Below are 16,912 nucleotides of genomic sequence, written 5' to 3' on the forward strand. Positions count from 1 at the left end.
GCCGTGCCCGCGCCCGCGGCGGTGGGGCGATCAGGGCGTCCCGGGCGGCGGCGACGGCCGGGGTCCGTCCGCGCCCGCGGCGACGGCGGAAGGGCGGTCCGGACCGCCGTGCGGACCGAGGGCCGGGGCGGCGCGCCGGAAGAGGATGACGGTCCGGGTACCGCCGTGCGCGGACCGGGGGAGCCGGCGGCGTCGATGCGCTCATCCGATGGGTCCACCCGGCGCCGGGGCGGACCGGGATCCCCCGCGGGACGGGGCGTCCGCCAATATTATGACCGACCGGCGGACCTCCGATCGGCCGATTGACGCGGATCGGCCCGCGGGTCATGGTAATGCCATTATTACTTCCTCTCCGCATCGACCCCTCGCCCTTCCTCATCCCGATTCTTCGGAGGTTCTCGTGAAATCCACTCGCGCGGTGCGTATTCTCGGCGCCGTGACGGTAACTATTCTTCTCGGCTGGGTGATGATTCTCTGCCCGCTCTCGGCCGACGCCGAGCCCGTCGTCTCCGGGCCCGCAGTCGTCGCGGTGCAGCAGGACAGCCGCATCACCGTCAATGAGAATGCGCTCGACCACAGGCGCTACCCCGACACGCTGTGCTCCTACCGTCGAGTCGGGAGATGGACCAAGTGGTGGTGCGTCTGGCTGCGCTGACCGGGTCGGGAAGCGGGCCCGGTCCCATCCTCGCCCGCCCGAGCCCGCCATGCCCCGCGCCCGGCTCTCACGCGGGGGGCTCCCGTCTACGATCGGCACACCCCCTCATACTGGCCCGGACGGCCTCAGGGCCGCGGGGCGACGGGCGCGATGCCCGCGTAGGAGGCCGCGGCGCCCGCGGACAGGACCGCCGTCGAGCCCGCGCGCATGCCCTCATTCACCGCATCCGGGAAGTCGTGGCCCGCGGCGAGCGCCGCCGCGAGCGCGCCGACCGCGGCGTCTCCGGCTCCCGTCGTGTCGACGACCGGTCCCAGGTCGATCGCCGGGACGTGCACCGCGCCCTCGTCCGAGGCCCGCGCGGCGCCGTTCCCGCCGAGCGTCACGAGCACGCGGGGGATGCCCCGCTCGTGCAGCGCCACCGCCGCGGAGACGGCCTCCTCGGCCGTCTCGGGCGCCGGAGCCCCCAGGACGAGCCCGCACTCGCCCTCATTGACGACCAGGACGTCCACGCTCGCCAGCGTCTCCGCCGGGATCGGGTAGACGGGGGCCAGGTTGAGGACCACCCTCGCCCCGGCCGCATGCGTCCAGGCGATGACGGTCTCGTTGACGGCCGGGGGGATCTCGCCCTGCAGGACGACGACGTCGTCGGGCGCGAGCTCGACCTCCGCGGCCGCCTGCTCCCCGGTGACGCGGCCGTTGGCCCCGGCGTCGAGGATGATCGTGTTCTCCCCGACGGCGTTGACGGTGATGAAGGCGATTCCGCTGGTGGTCTCCTCGTCCGTGCGCAGGGCGGAGACGTCCACGCCGTGCTCGCGCAGCTCCTCGCGCAGGGCGATGCCCGACGCGTCGCCGCCGACGCGGCCGACGAACAATGCGGTGGCCCCTGCGTGGGCGGCCGCCGCGGCCTGGTTGGCCCCCTTGCCGCCCAGGCGGTAGGTGGTGGAGGTGTCCGAGAGGGTCTCGCCCGGCCGGGGGAAGCGGTCGACCGTGACCGTGATGTCCTGGTTGATGGAACCGACGACGATGACGCGTCCCATGATGAGCTCCTTCGCTTCGGCGGGGTGAGTCGTCACGGGGTGGATCGTAACCGGGGCCGGATCCGGACACAGGATTGCACATGCTGTACATGTGCGATATAAACAGTGTGTGCACATCGTCCTCTCCCGGACGTCCGGGACGCCCATGTACGAGCAGATCGTCGATCAGATCCGTCAGGCCATCTGGTCCGGCGACCTGCCCGCCGGGACCCCGCTGCCCTCGCTGCGCCGGCTCGCGAGGGACCTCGAGGTCTCCCTCATCACCACCACCCGCGCCTACAACGACCTCGCCGCGGCCGGCCTCATCGCCAACCAGGTCGGCCGCGGCAGCTTCGTCCTCCCCCAGGACGAGTCCGAGACCCGCGAACGGCTCCTCGCCCGGCTGGACGCCCAGCTCGACGGCGCCGTCGCCACCGCGCGCCTGGCCGGCCTCGACCTGCCCGACCTCCACGAAAGGACCGCACGACGATGGACCGAGAAGAAGCAGACCGGCGGGAAGCCGGCCGAGAAGGAGTGAACGGCCCGGAGCCCGCGGACGCGGCCCGCCCGGCGCCCGCCGGCGCCATCCGCCTGGACGCCGTCGTGCGCAGGCAGGGGACCTTCACCCTGGGGCCCCTCGACATGACCGTGCCCGCCGGCATGGTCACCGGCTTCGTCGGGCCCAACGGGGCCGGCAAGACCACCGCCATCAAGGCGATGCTCGGCATGGTCGGCATCGACGCCGGTTCGATCAGCGTGCTCGGCGGCGCCCCCGGGGCCCGCCACGGGCGCATCGGCGTCGTCCTGGACCGCCTGGCCCTGTCCCGGGACTGGACGGCCGTCTCCGCCGCCCGCAGCCTGGAGCGCTTCTATCCCGACTGGGACCGGGACCTGCTCGACGACCTCCTGACCCGCCTGGACGTGCCGGCCCGGGTCAAGATCAAGGACCTGTCGCGGGGGCAGGGCGTCAAGCTCCAGCTCGCCCTCGCCCTCGCCCACCGCCCCGAGCTCCTCATCCTCGACGAGCCGACCTCGGGCCTGGACCCCGTCGCGCGCCTGGAGGTCCTCGACATCCTCCGCGACTTCCTCATCGCCGAGGGGCGGACGGTCCTCTTCTCCACCCACATCACCTCCGACCTGGAGCGCATCGCCGATCACCTCCACATCATCGGGGCCGGCCGCACCCGCTTCGCCGGGACCCTGCCCGACCTCGTCGAGCAGTGGGCGATGGCCCGCGGCCCCGTCTCCGCCCTGACCCCCGGGGCCGAGGCCGTCCTCGTCGGAACCCGGCGCAACGGGGCGGGCGCCTTCGCGGGGCTCATCAGGACCGCGGACACCGCCGTCTTCGGCCCCGATGTCCTCATCGAGCCCCCGTCCATCGACGAGGCCGTCGTGGCCATGACCCGCGGCCCGGAGCCCGACCGCCGCAGCGCCCGCTCCGCCGCGGAGCTCGCCGAGAAGCACTGAGAGAAGCACCGGAAGAATCATCGAGAAGGGCACTGACATGCACGTCATCTGGAACCTGCTGCGCGCGGAGCTGTCCGCCCACGCCGCCACGCTGTGCAGCTTCGTCGTCGTCGCGGCCATCATCTCCACAGCGAACCTCGTCATGGGCGGGGCGACGCCGGCCATCGCCGTGTGCGTCCTGACGGTCGCCTTCCTGCCCAGCGCCCTGTTCGCGCAGGACGAGCGCGCGCACTTGGACACCATGTACTCGGTTCTGCCGGTGACGCGCGCGCAGTTCGTCGTCGCCCGCTACCTGCTCGTCGCCCTGATCGTCGCCGCCGCAACCCTTGTGGGCCTCATCGCCGCACGGGTCGACGACGCCGTGCGCGGCCCCTGGACCGGACTCCTCCCCCTGTCCACGGTGGGGATCGCGGGTCTGGCCGTGGGGGCGGTCGGCGTGATCGTCGCCATCCAGCTCCTCCTCTTCTTCTCCCTGGGCTATGCGCGCACGGGAATGTACGCCTACGGCGCGACCATGATCCTCATGTTCGCCTTCGGGCTCCTGACCCAGAAGCTCCCCGATCTGGCCGCCACCATTATCCGGTGGGCGGGCTCGCCGTGGACCGGGGCGGTCGGGTCGGGGATCGCGGCGGCGGTGCTCGCCCTGTCCGCCGTGAGCTCAGTTCGCCTCTACCGGCGCCGGAGCCTGTGACGCCCTCGGCGCTCCCGCGCCTCCTCATCGGATCGCAGCGCACCGGGCAGGCCCCGACTCTGACCGATCGGGCCCTCACGGGCTGCACGATCAGCCGAGGACGTCAAGCACCGCCCCGGATCAACCGCTGGCACAGAACCCGACTCCACCCCACCATCACAACGGAGAACCGGAACTTGACCAACGCATCCACGCCTATAACCCGCCGCATCTCGACGTCGAGCGGCGTTCCCGCGGGTACCGCCTGGTCGTCGACCCTGCTCGTCGAGGTGTCCGTCATGGCCTTCATCCGCTCCGCCGCGGGTGAGCCCCTTGGTGCGGTGGTGATTCCCGCGAGGCTCCTCCGCCGCGGACTCGGGCGCGGCTGCGAATGCTGCTGCGCACCACCTCATCCGCCCCATTCGTTTCGCTGCGGGCGCGGGCGGACCCATGGCGGGAGGTCCGGCGGCTCAAAAAAGGTGGCTGTCGCATATCTTTCACCCTTCGTCCCGCGCTCCTCCCATCACGAAATGGCGCAATGACGCCATTCCCCATGAGCGCAGGAGTCGCCGCGCACCCGAAAGTTAAGCGCCGGCCACCTTTTTCCGCCCCGCCGTCGCCCCGAACCGCGATGGCGGGATCGGCCGGGGTGATCGTCGGGGGCGGCCCGGGCGGCATCGGGGGCGGTTCCGGCGTCCCCCGCTCCCGCCGGTCGTCCCGCATGGTGGGACGGCGTCTCGCATGTCGTGACGCGCCCCGGCTCGCGAGATCGTCACCCAACCCGCGAGCACGTCACTTAACCCGCGAGATCGTCACTTAACCCGCGAGCACGTCACTCTGGCAGACGTGCTCGCGGGTTAAGTGACGTGCTCGGCGGTTACCCGGCGATCTCGCGGACCGCGGCGCCCGGCGCCGCTGCGCCCCGGACGCCGGGACGTGCACTCCGCCCCCGGGAACGACGGTCGGACCGACGTGGTCCAACCGCACATGAATGGTCCGCACAGGAGAGCGCCACCATGAGCCCACTGAATAACCTTCGGGGGCCCACTCCCGCCCACCTGACCGGGCCTCAGGACATGAGCGGCAGGTCGAGGTCGTAGGCGAGGACGATCGCGCGGGCGAGGGCCTTCTCCTGCGCGGGGCTGAGGAGGCCGAGCGTCCGGCCCAGGCGGCTGCTCGGGATCGTCAAAACGTTGTCGAGGCTGATCGCGCAGTCATGGTCGAGCCCCTCGGCGGGCCCCACCGGGACCTCGCTTGAGAGCCCCTTGACGGTCGAGGTGATGGGCGCGACCGTCACCTTCGTCATCGCCTCGCGTGCCGCTGCACGGGTGAGGACGACGACGGGGCGGGTCTTGTCGAGCCTGGCCAGGCAGACCTCGCGCACGTCAGTCCTCAGGGGCAGGACGCTGGTCGGTGCTCCAGGCGACGAGCTCATCGAGGTCGTCGGCGGGGCCCTCGCGGTGCAGGATCGTGAGGTCGCGCAACGCGGCCCTGCGGCGCATCTCGCGCTCAAGGGCCTCGGTGACGAGAGAGGCACGGCTCGGAGCGACCCCGGCGGAGACGGCCTCGTCGAGGAAGGTGACGACGTCGTCGGGCAGCCTCACGGCGATCTGGGTGCTCATGAGCTCAGGATAACGTCGTGCATCCCGAAATGGGATTCGTAGGAGGTGCCGCGCCGGCGGAGCTCAGCGGTCCTTGCTGATGAGCAGAAGACCGGCGCCGATCGGAACGAGCGCACTGCGCACGCTCGGCTCGGCGTCAACGAGGGCGCGGAAGTCGGCCACCTGGTCGGCGTGCGAGACGCAGTTGTCGACGACGAGCAGCCCACCGGGGGCGAGCGCCCGCAGGAGGTCGGCCCAGTAGGAGGCGTAGAGGCCGCGCTCGGCGTCGAGGAAGATGAGCGGCCAGGAGGCGTCCGCCTGATCGGCCAGGACCTGGCCCGCGTCGGCGACGAGCTGCTCGACGACGTCGCTCACGCCGGCGGCGGCGAGGCTCGCGGTCGCCTCGGCGGCGCGTCCGGGGTCGAGATCGACCGTGGTGACCCGTCCGTCCGGCTCGACGGCGTCGGCCAGCCAGATCGTCGAGTAGCCGTTGGACGTGCCGAGCCCGAGGACGCGGTCGGCGCCGGCGGTGCGCACGAGGAGGGCGAGCAGCTCCGCGCTCTCGGGCTCGAGGTTGCGGCGGCGGTCGAGGCGGTCGGGCTGGGCCGCGTCGAAGACCCGGCCCTCGGACCACAGGCGGTCGAGGAGGACGCGGCGGCCGGTGTCCATGGCGGGAGTCTTGCAGCGCCGGGCCCCGGCGGCAATTGCCGCGGGTGCCGCGGATCCGGTCGCCGGCGCGCAGTGCGAGGCGCTGGAGCCTGTCTGCACGCCGCATACCGCGCTTCGTCGTCGGGATGCGGCGGTGCGCCGTCACCACCGTCGAGGACGGCGGGGAGGCCGCCATCGACTACCTGGCTACGGGGCGGCATCTGCTACGCCCGAGCTATCCACAGGATGTGCACTTTCCGCCGGTCTCGCGTGCATTTTCCGCCGTGATGCCTCATGGCTTCCGGCAGTGCCGGAAGCCATGAGACATCCACGGTTTCGGTCGGTCTCGGTGAGCTCTCAGTTGCGGGCGTCGGTGCGATTGAGCGCAAGGGTCGTGGCGGCGATGACAATGCCCGTGAGGATCGCGGCCGTCCCGACCGTCGCCGCGGCACTGCCCCAGGTGAGGTCCTGGACGGTGAAGCCCGTGGCCGAACCCCTCTCCAGGGCCCCGATCTGGGTGGTCCGCGTCACCAGCGCATGGGGCAGCAGCCAGATCCCCGGCACGTGCGCCAGCAGCATCGTGGTGCCGACTCCCGTCAGGCACAGTCCCGCGGCAACGGGCAGGGCGAAGGACCGGGTGAAGGCCGAGATCGCCGACTGCAGGGCGCACACCGGCGCGCAGGCCACGGCGGTCAGAGCGCCGGCGGCGAGGCAGAGCCCCGGCGGCGCGCCCGGAAGGCCCAGAGCGCCGACACCGACGGCCGCCACGGCCAGGACCAGGACGAGTTGCATGCCCGATGCGAGCAGCCAGATGGCCGCGGTCTTGGCGACCACCGTCCGCCACGTGGGCACGGGCGTGCTCATGAGGACGTTCCAGTTAGAGCCCCGGTGCTCCACGCGCCACACGAGAGAGGCCAGCACCGCCAGCCCGACCGGGAGCAGAGCCATGCCGTAGAAGCCGACGGACCGGATCCACAGGAGCCGCCAGCCGTCGGGCCGGACGAAGATGCAGGCGCTGACGACCGAGGCCACCGGCAGGAGCACGGCCACCGCCCAGCTCGTGGAGCCGCGCAGCTTGAGGATTTCAGCGAGAACGGGTTTCATCTCAGACCTCCCGACGGTCCAGGTGCGCGGTGACGGCCAGGAAGAGCGCGGTGCCGGCCACGGCCAGGGCGGCCAGGAGCCCCGGGTGCGCGTCCAGATCGACCAGGTCCTCGCCGACGAAGTCGGCGGGGGCGACGAGACCGTAGGCGGTCCATGGGCTCAGGCACCGCACCCAGGTGGGCATGATCTGGGAGAAGAGGCCCAGAAGGGTCCCGATGATCCCCAGGGCCAGCGGCCCGAGCTGGTTGTCCGCCCTGGCGGAGGCCAGCAGCTGGACGGCGAGGACGGCGAGGTCGATGACCATGAGGGAGACCACGAGCCCGATAAGACGGGCCGCCGGGAAGGGGGCGGCTACGCCGATCGCCGTGCCGAGGGCCGCCACGATGGCGCCCCAGACCGCGGGCACGGGCGTGACGAGCAGCCCGAGGGCGAGGAGCTTGGCCCGGCACAGCCGCCCCGGGGCGGCGCCCGCGGCGGCGGAGGCCCACCAGCCGCCGCCCGAGTGCTCGATCTCCACCTGGCGGCTGGCCGCGACGGCCAGAAGGACCGGGGCGACGAGCATGGCGGAGGAGTGCAGCGAGACCATGAGCAGCCTCCACCCGTAGCCGTCGGCATCCAGCCGGTGGTCGGGCAGGCCCGAGCCCATGGCCCAGGCCACGGTGAGGACGGCCCCGCCGCCCAGGAGGAGGGCCACGACGGCCCCGATGCGCAGGTGGCGCATCTTGGCGAACTCGTTGCGCAGTGCGCGAAGGCCGAGGGCGGTGTTCACAGTCCGCCTCCCCGGGTGAGGGCCATGAAGACGTCCTCCAGGCTCCGCTCCTCCTGGCGCACCGCGTACACGCCGATGCCCTCCCTCACGAGGACGGCGACGGCGTCGGCCGTGGCCCGGCGCGTCAGGCCGGGGATCCGCAGCAGGTCGCGGTCGCGAACCGGCGCGGCGCCCCGGGCGGCCAGAAGGCCGGAGGCGGCCGCCGGGTCCGAGCACTCCAGGAGCGTGTCCGGCGCGGAGGCGCCCGCGAGCTCGGCGCGAGTGCCCTGGAAGATCAGGGTGCCCCGGGCGATGATGCCCAGCACGGTGGCGGTCCGGTCGATCTCGCCCAGCAGGTGGGAGGAGACCATGACGGTCACGCCGTCGGACGCCAGGTCGCGCACCAGTCGGCGGATCTCCTCGATGCCCGCCGGGTCGAGGCCGTTGACGGGCTCGTCGAGGATGAGCAGCGAGGGGCGGCGTGCGAGCGCCATGGCGATCCCCAGGCGCTGCTTCATGCCCAGGGAGTACTCGCGGACCCTCTTGCCCATCTGCCCGCCCATGCGGACGGCGTCCACCGCGCGCGCCACATCCCGGTCGGGCAGGTCGAGCAGCCGCTGGAGGATCCGCATGTTCTCCGCCCCCGTGAGATGCCCGTAACCCGGCGGGGACTCGATGAGGGCGCCGATACGGGCCAGATGACGACGGCGGGTGCGGCGGGTCATGGGCTCGCCGTCGATGAGGACCCGCCCGCCGGTGGGCCGCACGAGGGACAGGAGCATCTTCATGGTGGTGGACTTGCCCGAGCCGTTGGGGCCGAGGAAGCCGTAGACCGCACCCCGGGGGATGCGCAGGTTCAGCCCGTCGACGACGGTCCGCCCCCCGTAGCGCTTGGTCAGGTTGAAGGTCTGGACGAGATCGTTCATGCCCTCGAGTATTCTCGGGCGTCGGCGTCCGGGCCTCCGCCCGCGGGACCAGACGGGCCTATGCGTATCGCATACGCCCGCGCGCCCGCCTCCTCCCGCTCGACCCGCCGCCACCCGGGGCGAGCGGCGGAGGCGGCTTACCGTCTGGTCGGGGCGAGCGGGCCGTCGTCGGCGCCGCGCCCGCGCCCCGGGGCGACCAGCCCCGACTCGTAGGCCAGCACGACCGCCTGCGCCCGGTCCCTCAGCTCCAGCTTGCCCAGGATCCGGCTGACGTGGACCCGCACCGTCCCCTCGGCGACCGACAGCTCCCGGGCGATGCCCCCGTTGGTCAGGCCGCGGGCCAGCAGGAGGAGCACCTCGCGCTCGCGGGCGGTGAGGGATTCGAGCATCCGCGCGTCCGTCCGTCCCGGCCCGACGGCGGGCGGACGGACGGCGAAGCGCTCCAGCAGACGGCGGGTCGTCGAGGGCGCCATGACCGCGTCGCCGGCGTGGACATGGTGGATCGCGGCCATGAGTTCCTCCAAGGAGGCGTCCTTGAGGAGGAAGCCCCCGGCGCCGGCGCGGATCGCCTCGAAGGCGTACTCATCGAGGTCGAAGGTCGTCAGCACCAGGACCCGGGGTCCGGGGGCCCGCGCCGCGATCCGGCGGGTCGCCTCGATGCCGTTCATCCGCGGCATGCGCACGTCCATGAGGACGACGTCGGCCTCCACGCGGGAGATCAGCTCGACGGCCGCCCGGCCGTCCTCGGCCTCGCCGATCACCTCCACCTCCTCCCGGGTCTCCAGCAGCATGCGGAATCCGAGCCGGTACATCTCCTGGTCGTCGACCAGGACGATCCTGATGGTCATGCCCCCTCCCGGGTTCGGACCGGCAGGACGGCGCGCAGGGCGAATCCGCCGCCCGGCCGCGGCCCCGCCTCGAGGGTGCCGCCGTGGGCGGCGATCCGCTCGCGCATGCCCGTCAGGCCGTACCCCGGGGCGGCGCCGGCCGGATGACCGCCCATCGGGGGCAGCGCGGCCCCCGCCGGGGGCCCTCCCGGCGCCGCGGCGGGGGGAGCGCCGTCGCCGTTGTCGAGCACCTCCACCACGAGATCCTCCGGCCCCCTGTTCACGCGCACCTCGACCCGGCCGGGCGCGCCGGCGTGCCTGCGCGCATTGCTCAGGCCCTCCTGGACTGTGCGGTAGACGGTGAGGCCGAGCCCGGCGGGCAGGTCGAGTCCGCCGGAGACCTCGAGGCGGACGGGCAGACCGGTCTCGCGGGCCTCGTCGACCAGCGCCTCCAGGTCCTGCGCGCCGGGCCCGGGCGCGAGCCCGGCCGGCTCATCGTCGCGCAGGACGGCGAGCATCCGCCTCATCTCGCCCAGGGCCTCACGCCCGGTGTCCCGGACGCGGAGCATCGCGGCGGCGGCCCGCTCGGGGTTGGAGGAGGCGGTCGCGGCGGCGCCGTCGGCGACCACCACCATGACCCCCAGACCGTGGGAGACGACGTCGTGGATCTCGCGCGCGATCCGGGAGCGCTCCTCCCGCTCCAGGACCCGGCGGCGCGCCCGCTCCTCGCGCAGCCGGTACTCGGCGGCGTCGACCAGGGCGGCCAGGCGGTCGCGGCGCGCGCGGCGAAGGGCCCCCGTGGTCCAGGCCCAGGCCACGGCGATCATGGCCAGTCCGGGAAGGCTGAGTCGGCTGTAGCCCATTCGGAGGGCCGGGGCGAAGGCGATCGGGACCCAGGCCATGACGAGGGCGGCGGCCGTCAGGGAGACCGCCCGCCGGCGGGTGTCCGCGAGGTGGTGGACCATGAGCCCCAGCAGGAGGTCGACGGGGAGGAACCCGCCGAGGGGGGCGGCGAGCAGCTGGGCCCAGGTGAGAAGGAGCATGACCGCGAAGGCCGTCAGGGGACGGCGTCGCCTGAGGAGGTAGGCGAGGGCCAGGCCCGGGCAGAGCGCCTCCAGCAGCCACGGGACCGGGCCCTGCGCGGGCACGGACAGGACGAGCTGGTTGTAGGCCAGGACTAGGGCGACGACGGCGAGGTCGATTCCCCTGCGGTGGCGCTCCGGCCAGTGCTGCGGCCCCGGGGCGGGGGCGGCCTCCGCACCGCCGCCCGCTCCATCATCGCCACCCGGCTGCGGCCCCGGGGCGGGGGCGGCCTCGGAGGGCGACGGGTCCGACGGCTGGATCGACGGGGACTCGCAGGGGCGCTTCATGCTCTCAGGCTAAAACGCCATCGGCGAGGAGTACGGCATCCGGATCGGCTTCGAGATCCACGTCGGCCTGGGCGCCGCGGCCCGCGAGCGCGTCCGCCCCGCCGGCGGGGCCGTGCGCCCCCGCTTCCCCGCCGTCGCGCCGAACCGGGCCCTCGCGCCCTCCCCTCCTCTGGTAGAGTTCGCTGGGTTCTAAAAGGGAATTGGTAGAAGACGTCTGTGAAAACCGTACGCATACTCATGCGCAGCCTGCGCGAGTACCGGGGGCCGTCGCTGCAGGCGCCGCTGTTCATGGTGGGCGAGGCCGGGCTCGAGTGCATCCTGCCCCTCATGATGGCCGAGCTCATCGACACCCTCACGGGCGGGGCCATGGGCCCGATCCTGCGGATCGGCCTGGCCCTGGTCGTCATGTCGGTGGCCTCGCTGGCGTGCGGCGTTATGTCCGGCGTGCGCGCCGCCACCGCCGCCGCCGGCCTGGCCCGCAACCTGCGCCAGGACCTGTTCTTCCGGGTCCAGGACTTCTCCTTCGCGGACATCGACCGCTTCTCGGCGTCCTCGCTGGTCACCCGCATGACCACCGACGTCACGAACATCCAGAACGCGTACCAGATAATCATCCGCGTCGCCGTGCGCGTGCCCCTCATGATCGTCTTCTCGGTCATTATGACCCTGATGATCAACCCGCGGCTGGCGCTCATCTTCATCATCATGCTGCCGCTGCTCGGCGGCGCGCTCATCGGCCTGGTCGCCTACGTGTTCCCGATCTTCCGCCGGATCTTCAAGAAGTACGACGCCCTGAACAATTCCGTGCAGGAGAACCTCTCCGCGATCCGGGTCGTGAAGTCCTTCGTCGCGGAGGATCACGAGAAGACGAAGTTCCGGGCCGCCTCCCAGGAGGTGCGCGGGGACTTCACCCGCGCCGAGAAGATCCTCGCGCTCAACGGTCCGATCATGGTCTTCTTCATCTACGCGGCGCTCATGCTCGTCAACTACCTGGGCGCCCGGGTGGTCGTGGACAGCGGCGCCACGGAGCTGACGACCGGCGAGTTCTCCTCGCTGATGACCTACGGCGTGCAGATCCTCGCCTCGATGATGATGCTCGCCTTCATCTTCGTCATGGTCTCCATATCGGCGGAATCCGCCAACCGCGTCGCCGAGGTCATCGTCCACAGTCCCTCCCTGACCTCCCCCGCCGACGGTCTGGCCGAGGCGGCCGACGGCGAGGTCCGCTTCGAGGGCGTCTCCTTCCGCTACTCCCGGGAGGCCGAGGCCGACGCCCTGTGCGGGATCGACCTGACGATCCCCTCGGGCACGACCCTGGGCGTCGTGGGCGGCACCGGCTCGGGGAAGACGACGCTCATCCAGCTCGTCTCGCGCCTGTACGACGTGACCGCCGGGCGCGTGATGGTCGGCGGCGTCGACGTGCGCGACTACGACCTGGCCGGACTGCGCGACGAGGTCGCCGTCGTCCTGCAGAAGAACGTCCTGTTCGCCGGCACCGTCAAGGAGAACCTGCGCTGGGGCGACCCCGACGCCACCGACGCCCAGCTCGTCCGCGCCTGCGAGCTCGCCCAGGCCGACGAGTTCGTCCGGCAGTTCCCCGACGGCTACGACACCCGCATCGAGCAGGGCGGCACCAATGTCTCCGGAGGCCAGAAGCAGCGCCTGTGCATCGCCCGCGCCCTGCTCAAGAGGCCGAAGATCCTCATCCTCGACGACTCGACCTCCGCCGTCGACACCCGCACCGACGCCCTCATCCGCCGGGCCCTCGCCCGGGAGATCCCCGGCACCACCAAGATCATCATCGCTCAGCGGCTGAGCTCCGTGGAGCACGCCGACCAGATCATCGTCCTGGACGAGGGCCGCATCCTGGAGCGCGGCACCCACGACGAGCTCATGGCGCTGGGCGGGGAGTACCAGCAGATCCACGCCTTGCAGAACCGCACGGGCCGGGAAGAGGAGGCGGCGTGACCATGGCGCGCACCCGCACCGGCGCCGCCGAGGACCGGCGCCCTGAGGACGCCCGCGAGCCCACGGCCGCCGGCGCCCGGCGGGAGTCGCCGTCGACGGCGTCGTCCCCGATCCCGGAGCCCGCCGACGACGACGCCCGGCGGGAGTCGGACGACCTGCCCCGCGTCGAGCACCCCGCCCGCCGCCTGCTGGCCTACGTGTTCCGCCACTACCCGTGGCGGCTGATCGTCGTGGCCATCAGCATCGTCATCGCCTCCGTCGCCTCGACGGTCGCCTCGATCTTCATGCAGCGGGTCGTCGACGAGGTCATCACCCCCGGGCTGAGCGCGGGACTCGACGCCGTCACGCCCGTGCTCGTGCGGATCATCACCATGATGGGCGCCGTCTACGCCCTCGGCGTGCTCACGAGCCTGCTGTACTCGCGGATCATGGCCGTGGTCACGCAGGGCTCCCTCAAGCACATGCGCGACGACATGTTCGACCGCATGCAGTCCCTGCCGATCAAGTACTTCGACACCCACGCCCACGGCGCGGTCATGTCCACGTACACCAACGACACGGACGCCGTCCGCCAGCTCATCGGCCAGTCGGTGCCCACGCTCATCCAGTCCGGGCTGACCCTGGGCGCCATGCTCGCCATGATGCTCTACTACAGCCTGTGGCTGACGATCCTCGTCGTCGTGGTGGTTGCCGTCATGATCGAGGTCACCCGGAGGCTGGGCGGCGCGTCCTCACGGTACATGGTCGCCCAGCAGCACTCGCTCGCCACCGAGGAGGGCTTCATCGAGGAGATCATGGGCGGGCAGAAGGTCGTCCAGGTCTTCAACCACGAGGAGGCCGCGAAGGCCGACTTCGCCGCGCTCAACCAGCGGCTCTTCTCCGATTCGGAGAGGGCCAACCGGTACGGCAACCTCCTGGGCCCGGTGGTGGGCAATATGGGCAACCTGCTCTACGTCCTGATCGCCATGGTCGGCGGCCTGCTCATCCAGCTGCGGGTCACCAATATCGGATTCGCCGGCATGGGCGCGATCACCGTCGGCATCATCGTGTCCTACCTGACGATGGTCCGCCAGCTCTCCCAGACCATCAACCAGGCCTCCCAGCAGGTCGCCCTCATCGCCATGGGCCTGGCCGGCGCCGGGCGCGTCTTCGCCCTCATCGACGAGGAGCCCGAGCACGACGACGGGTACGTCGGCCTGGTCGACGCCGTCGAGACGGCCGACGGCGGCGTCGAGCCCGCCGACCGAAAGACGGGCGTGTGGGCCTGGCGCCACCCCCACCGGGCGGAGGGCACGGTCACGTACACGCGGCTGCGCGGCGAGATCGTCATGGAGCACGTCGACTTCTCCTACGACGGCGTCAAGGAGGTCCTCCACGACGTCTCCCTGCGGGCCGAACCGGGGCAGAAGATCGCCTTCGTCGGCGCGACCGGCGCCGGCAAGACGACGATCACGAACCTGATCAACCGCTTCTACGACCTCGACGACGGCAAGATCCGCTACGACGGCATCAATATCACCAAGATCGCCAAGGCGGATCTGCGCCGCTCGCTCGGCGTCGTCCTCCAGGACGTGCGGCTGTTCACGGGCACCGTCATGGACAACATCCGCTACGGGCGCCTGGACGCCACCGACGAGGAGTGCATCGAGGCGGCGCGACTGGCCAACGCCGACGGCTTCATCCGCCGCCTGCCCCACGGCTACCGGACGGTGATCTCGGGCGGCAGTTCGAACCTCTCGCAGGGGCAGGCGCAGCTGCTGTCGATCGCGCGCGCCGCCGTCGCCGACCCGCCGGTCATGATCCTCGACGAGGCGACGAGCTCCATCGACACGCGCACCGAGGCCCTCGTCCAGGCCGGCATGGACAATCTCATGAAGGGGCGGACGGTGTTCGTCATCGCCCACCGCCTGTCCACGGTCCGCAACTCCGACGCCATTATGGTCCTCGACCACGGGCGCATTATCGAGCGCGGCGGCCACGACCGGCTCATGGAGCGGCGCGGCACCTACTACCGGCTCTACACCGGGGCCTTCGAGCTCGAGTAGTCTCGCGGGCCGCCAGGGCCCCGGCGCCGATGAAGGTGAAGAACATGGCGGGCTCCTCGATCATGAGCACGACGCCCGGCGGGATGTTCCCGATGAACATCCTCGTCCGCGCGTCGTGAGTGACGAATATCAGCGCCTTCCCGCCGGGAGTCGTGCACGGGCGGGCGTGGTCGTGGGCAAGCGCCGCGGGTCGGGCGACGACCGCGGGAGCGGGTCGGTCCTGTGCTCGTCGAGATGTGCATTCTGCATTCGAGAGGTGCAGTTTGTATTCGAGAGGTGCAGTTTGCATTCGAGAGTGCAGGGCGGTGTCAGGGGGTGGTTGCACCGTTGATGATGGTGTCCAGTATCTCGGTGGGGGTCTGTCCGTTCAAGACTTCTCGTGGGCGGCGGTTGAGCTGGTCCTGGACGGCCTGGACCTGGGCGTCGGTGACGTTGTTGAAGTCGGTGCCCTTGGGGAAGTACTCGCGGATCAGGCCGTTGGTGTTCTCGTTGGTGGGACGCTGCCAGGGGCTGTGAGGATCGGCGAAGTAGACCTTGATGTCGGTGGCGAGGGTGAAGGCGGCGTGACCGGCCATCTCCGCGCCCTGGTCCCAGGTGATGGTGGAGTACACGGCCCGGGGCGGGGAGTCGACCATGCTCTTGAGGGCATCGGTGACGGTGCGGGTGCGGTGGCCCGCCGCCGGACGGGTGATCAGTACGAACCGGCTGCGACGCTCCGCCAGGGTGATCAGGGCGCTGCCGGGGGTCGCCTGGCGATGATCAGGTCTCCCTCCCAGTGCCCGGGGACGGCCCTGTCGTCGGCCTGGGGCGGGCGCAGACTGATGGTGGCGCCCTGGATCCAGCTCTTGCCCCTGGGCTTGGGCAGTCCGGCCAGTGGGGAGCGGGGGATGCGGCGGGTGCGTCCGGTGCGCAGGGCCCCCTCCACCCGCAACTGGGCGCGCAGGCTGCCGGCGCCCTGGACGCACCCGGGCCCCTGGGTGGATCTGCTCGTGACAGATGCGCATGCTCCCATCATCGGGGTTCTCGAACCGCAGACGGGCGGCGATCTGCCTGGGGACCGGCCCGATCCCCCGGGCGGGTCGACGACCCGCTCGCGCAGGGCCGGATCGGCGTCCAGCTTGCGGATCTTGGGGCGGGCCAAGGGCGCCCGGGCCGCGGCCTGCGCCGCCGCCCGGCGGTAGACCCCGCCCCACGCCGGCCCCGCGGCGGATCTCGCGGGACACGGTCTGCCGGCACCGGCCGATCCGGCGGGCGATGAGGGCGGCCCAAGTCCCCCTGCGCCAGGCCCGTGGCGATCATGGCCCGCTCACCGGCCCCCAGGCGCAGGCCCCGACCGGCGCGCCCCGACACCCGCGCGTCGGGTCCCCGGTGATCCGATGGCCGCAGGGCGCCCCCGCGCCGCCCTCGGCGCAGGACCTCACCGCCATGCGCGGACTCGACGGCGGCAACGGGGCGGGCGGGGGTGCTCATACGCGTATCGTGCAACCACCTGCCCGCGGTCCTGATCGACACGCCCCCGGCCCGGGCGGCCCCGGCCCGCCCGGCCCCGGCGGCCCAGGCCTCGAACACCGCCCGCCTGCGCCGGGCGGCCGCCAGGGCGCTTCCACCCACGGCCCCCATCGCCAGTCCCACGCCCGCCCCCCGAGCCCACCGCTGCACCGCCGTGTGCGACACGCCCAGCTCCCGAGCCGCCGCGGACGCCGACCAGCCATCCGCAATCAGCTCCATCGCCCGCAGGCGCACCTCATCAGCGACCCTCACCCCACGAGGCACATCGATCACTCCTCCGAACCCGTAATGGTGCAACCACCCCCTGACACCGCCCAGTTAAAAGTGCCCGCTCGAGTGCGAAGTGCACGTCTCGGCG

Annotated in this window: 18 protein-coding genes; 6 read left to right on the forward strand and 12 right to left on the reverse strand. The window is 72.0% G+C overall.

All coding sequences use genetic code 11. The annotated features are described in order from the left end of the window. Positions 1–400: 400 nt before the first annotated feature. Complete coding sequence (locus G446_RS0106830; protein WP_156916556.1) at positions 401–655, forward strand: hypothetical protein; 255 nt, start codon at positions 401–403, stop codon at positions 653–655. Positions 656–780: 125 nt separating this feature from the next. On the opposite strand, the gene G446_RS0106835 is transcribed toward G446_RS0106830, so the two are convergent. After that, positions 781–1,692: a PfkB family carbohydrate kinase gene (locus G446_RS0106835; protein ID WP_026409605.1), complete on the reverse strand. Its 912-nt coding sequence runs from the start codon at positions 1,690–1,692 to the stop codon at positions 781–783. Between the two features lie 109 nt (positions 1,693–1,801). Between G446_RS0106835 and G446_RS16435 the strand changes: the two genes are divergently transcribed. Genes G446_RS16435 through G446_RS0106850 form a run of 3 tightly spaced genes read left to right on the forward strand, consistent with a single transcriptional unit; the run spans position 1,802 to position 3,829 of the window. Then, positions 1,802–2,209: a GntR family transcriptional regulator gene (locus tag G446_RS16435; RefSeq protein ID WP_034469509.1), complete on the forward strand. Its 408-nt coding sequence runs from the start codon at positions 1,802–1,804 to the stop codon at positions 2,207–2,209. After that, a complete protein-coding gene (locus tag G446_RS0106845; protein ID WP_084779059.1) occupies positions 2,206–3,138 on the forward strand; it encodes an ABC transporter ATP-binding protein in 933 nt (310 codons plus the stop codon). The genes G446_RS16435 and G446_RS0106845 overlap by 4 nt, the downstream gene beginning before the upstream one ends. A gap of 37 nt (positions 3,139–3,175) precedes the next feature. Continuing rightward, complete coding sequence (locus tag G446_RS0106850) at positions 3,176–3,829, forward strand: ABC-2 transporter permease (RefSeq protein WP_026409606.1); 654 nt, start codon at positions 3,176–3,178, stop codon at positions 3,827–3,829. 1,048 nt (positions 3,830–4,877) lie between these two features. Here G446_RS0106850 and G446_RS0106860 read toward each other — a convergent pair. From G446_RS0106860 to G446_RS16440, 8 genes are all read right to left on the reverse strand, one after another. Further along, positions 4,878–5,192 (reverse strand): type II toxin-antitoxin system PemK/MazF family toxin, encoded by a 315-nt coding sequence (locus G446_RS0106860; RefSeq protein WP_026409607.1) that lies wholly within the window; start codon positions 5,190–5,192, stop codon positions 4,878–4,880. Position 5,193: 1 nt separating this feature from the next. Further along, positions 5,194–5,430, reverse strand: a complete 237-nt coding sequence (locus tag G446_RS0106865) for a YlcI/YnfO family protein (RefSeq protein ID WP_026409608.1) — start codon at positions 5,428–5,430, stop codon at positions 5,194–5,196. Positions 5,431–5,493: 63 nt separating this feature from the next. Then, the gene (locus G446_RS0106870; RefSeq protein WP_034469512.1) at positions 5,494–6,078 is read right to left on the reverse strand and encodes an O-methyltransferase; all 585 of its coding nucleotides are present in this window, start codon (positions 6,076–6,078) and stop codon (positions 5,494–5,496) included. 336 nt (positions 6,079–6,414) lie between these two features. Then, complete coding sequence (locus G446_RS0106875; protein WP_026409610.1) at positions 6,415–7,161, reverse strand: ABC transporter permease; 747 nt, start codon at positions 7,159–7,161, stop codon at positions 6,415–6,417. A 1-nt stretch (position 7,162) separates the two neighbouring features. Beyond that, entirely contained in the window at positions 7,163–7,930 is a 768-nt protein-coding gene (locus G446_RS0106880) for an ABC transporter permease (protein ID WP_026409611.1), read from the reverse strand. Continuing rightward, entirely contained in the window at positions 7,927–8,835 is a 909-nt protein-coding gene (locus G446_RS0106885) for an ATP-binding cassette domain-containing protein (RefSeq protein WP_026409612.1), read from the reverse strand. Before G446_RS0106885 ends, G446_RS0106880 begins: the two co-directional genes overlap by 4 nt. A gap of 137 nt (positions 8,836–8,972) precedes the next feature. Then, complete coding sequence (locus tag G446_RS0106890; RefSeq protein WP_026409613.1) at positions 8,973–9,683, reverse strand: response regulator; 711 nt, start codon at positions 9,681–9,683, stop codon at positions 8,973–8,975. Then, a complete protein-coding gene (locus G446_RS16440) occupies positions 9,680–11,032 on the reverse strand; it encodes a sensor histidine kinase (protein WP_084779060.1) in 1,353 nt (450 codons plus the stop codon). The genes G446_RS0106890 and G446_RS16440 overlap by 4 nt, the downstream gene beginning before the upstream one ends. 216 nt (positions 11,033–11,248) lie before the next feature. On the opposite strand from G446_RS16440, the gene G446_RS0106900 reads away from it, so the two are divergent. Further along, positions 11,249–13,000 carry an ABC transporter ATP-binding protein gene (locus G446_RS0106900; RefSeq protein WP_026409614.1) on the forward strand — a complete coding sequence of 584 codons (1,752 nt, stop codon included), beginning with the start codon at positions 11,249–11,251 and terminating at the stop codon, positions 12,998–13,000. Positions 13,001–13,002: 2 nt separating this feature from the next. Continuing rightward, positions 13,003–15,045 carry an ABC transporter ATP-binding protein gene (locus tag G446_RS0106905; RefSeq protein ID WP_084779063.1) on the forward strand — a complete coding sequence of 681 codons (2,043 nt, stop codon included), beginning with the start codon at positions 13,003–13,005 and terminating at the stop codon, positions 15,043–15,045. Between the two features lie 308 nt (positions 15,046–15,353). Here the strand turns inward: G446_RS0106905 and G446_RS16445 are convergent, their stop codons facing one another. From G446_RS16445 to G446_RS21530, 3 genes are read right to left on the reverse strand one after another with little or no spacing between them, the layout of a single operon-like run. After that, entirely contained in the window at positions 15,354–15,887 is a 534-nt protein-coding gene (locus G446_RS16445; RefSeq protein ID WP_245574617.1) for an IS30 family transposase, read from the reverse strand. Next, the gene (locus G446_RS20925) at positions 15,773–16,060 is read right to left on the reverse strand and encodes a hypothetical protein (protein WP_245574618.1); all 288 of its coding nucleotides are present in this window, start codon (positions 16,058–16,060) and stop codon (positions 15,773–15,775) included. Before G446_RS20925 ends, G446_RS16445 begins: the two co-directional genes overlap by 115 nt. Then, positions 16,057–16,827: a helix-turn-helix domain-containing protein gene (locus G446_RS21530; protein WP_425393875.1), complete on the reverse strand. Its 771-nt coding sequence runs from the start codon at positions 16,825–16,827 to the stop codon at positions 16,057–16,059. The genes G446_RS20925 and G446_RS21530 overlap by 4 nt, the downstream gene beginning before the upstream one ends. Positions 16,828–16,912 lie beyond the last annotated feature (85 nt).

Origin of the sequence: Actinomyces dentalis DSM 19115 (assembly GCF_000429225.1) — a bacterium.
In the GTDB taxonomy this organism is placed as follows: Bacteria; Actinomycetota; Actinomycetes; order Actinomycetales; family Actinomycetaceae; genus Actinomyces; species Actinomyces dentalis.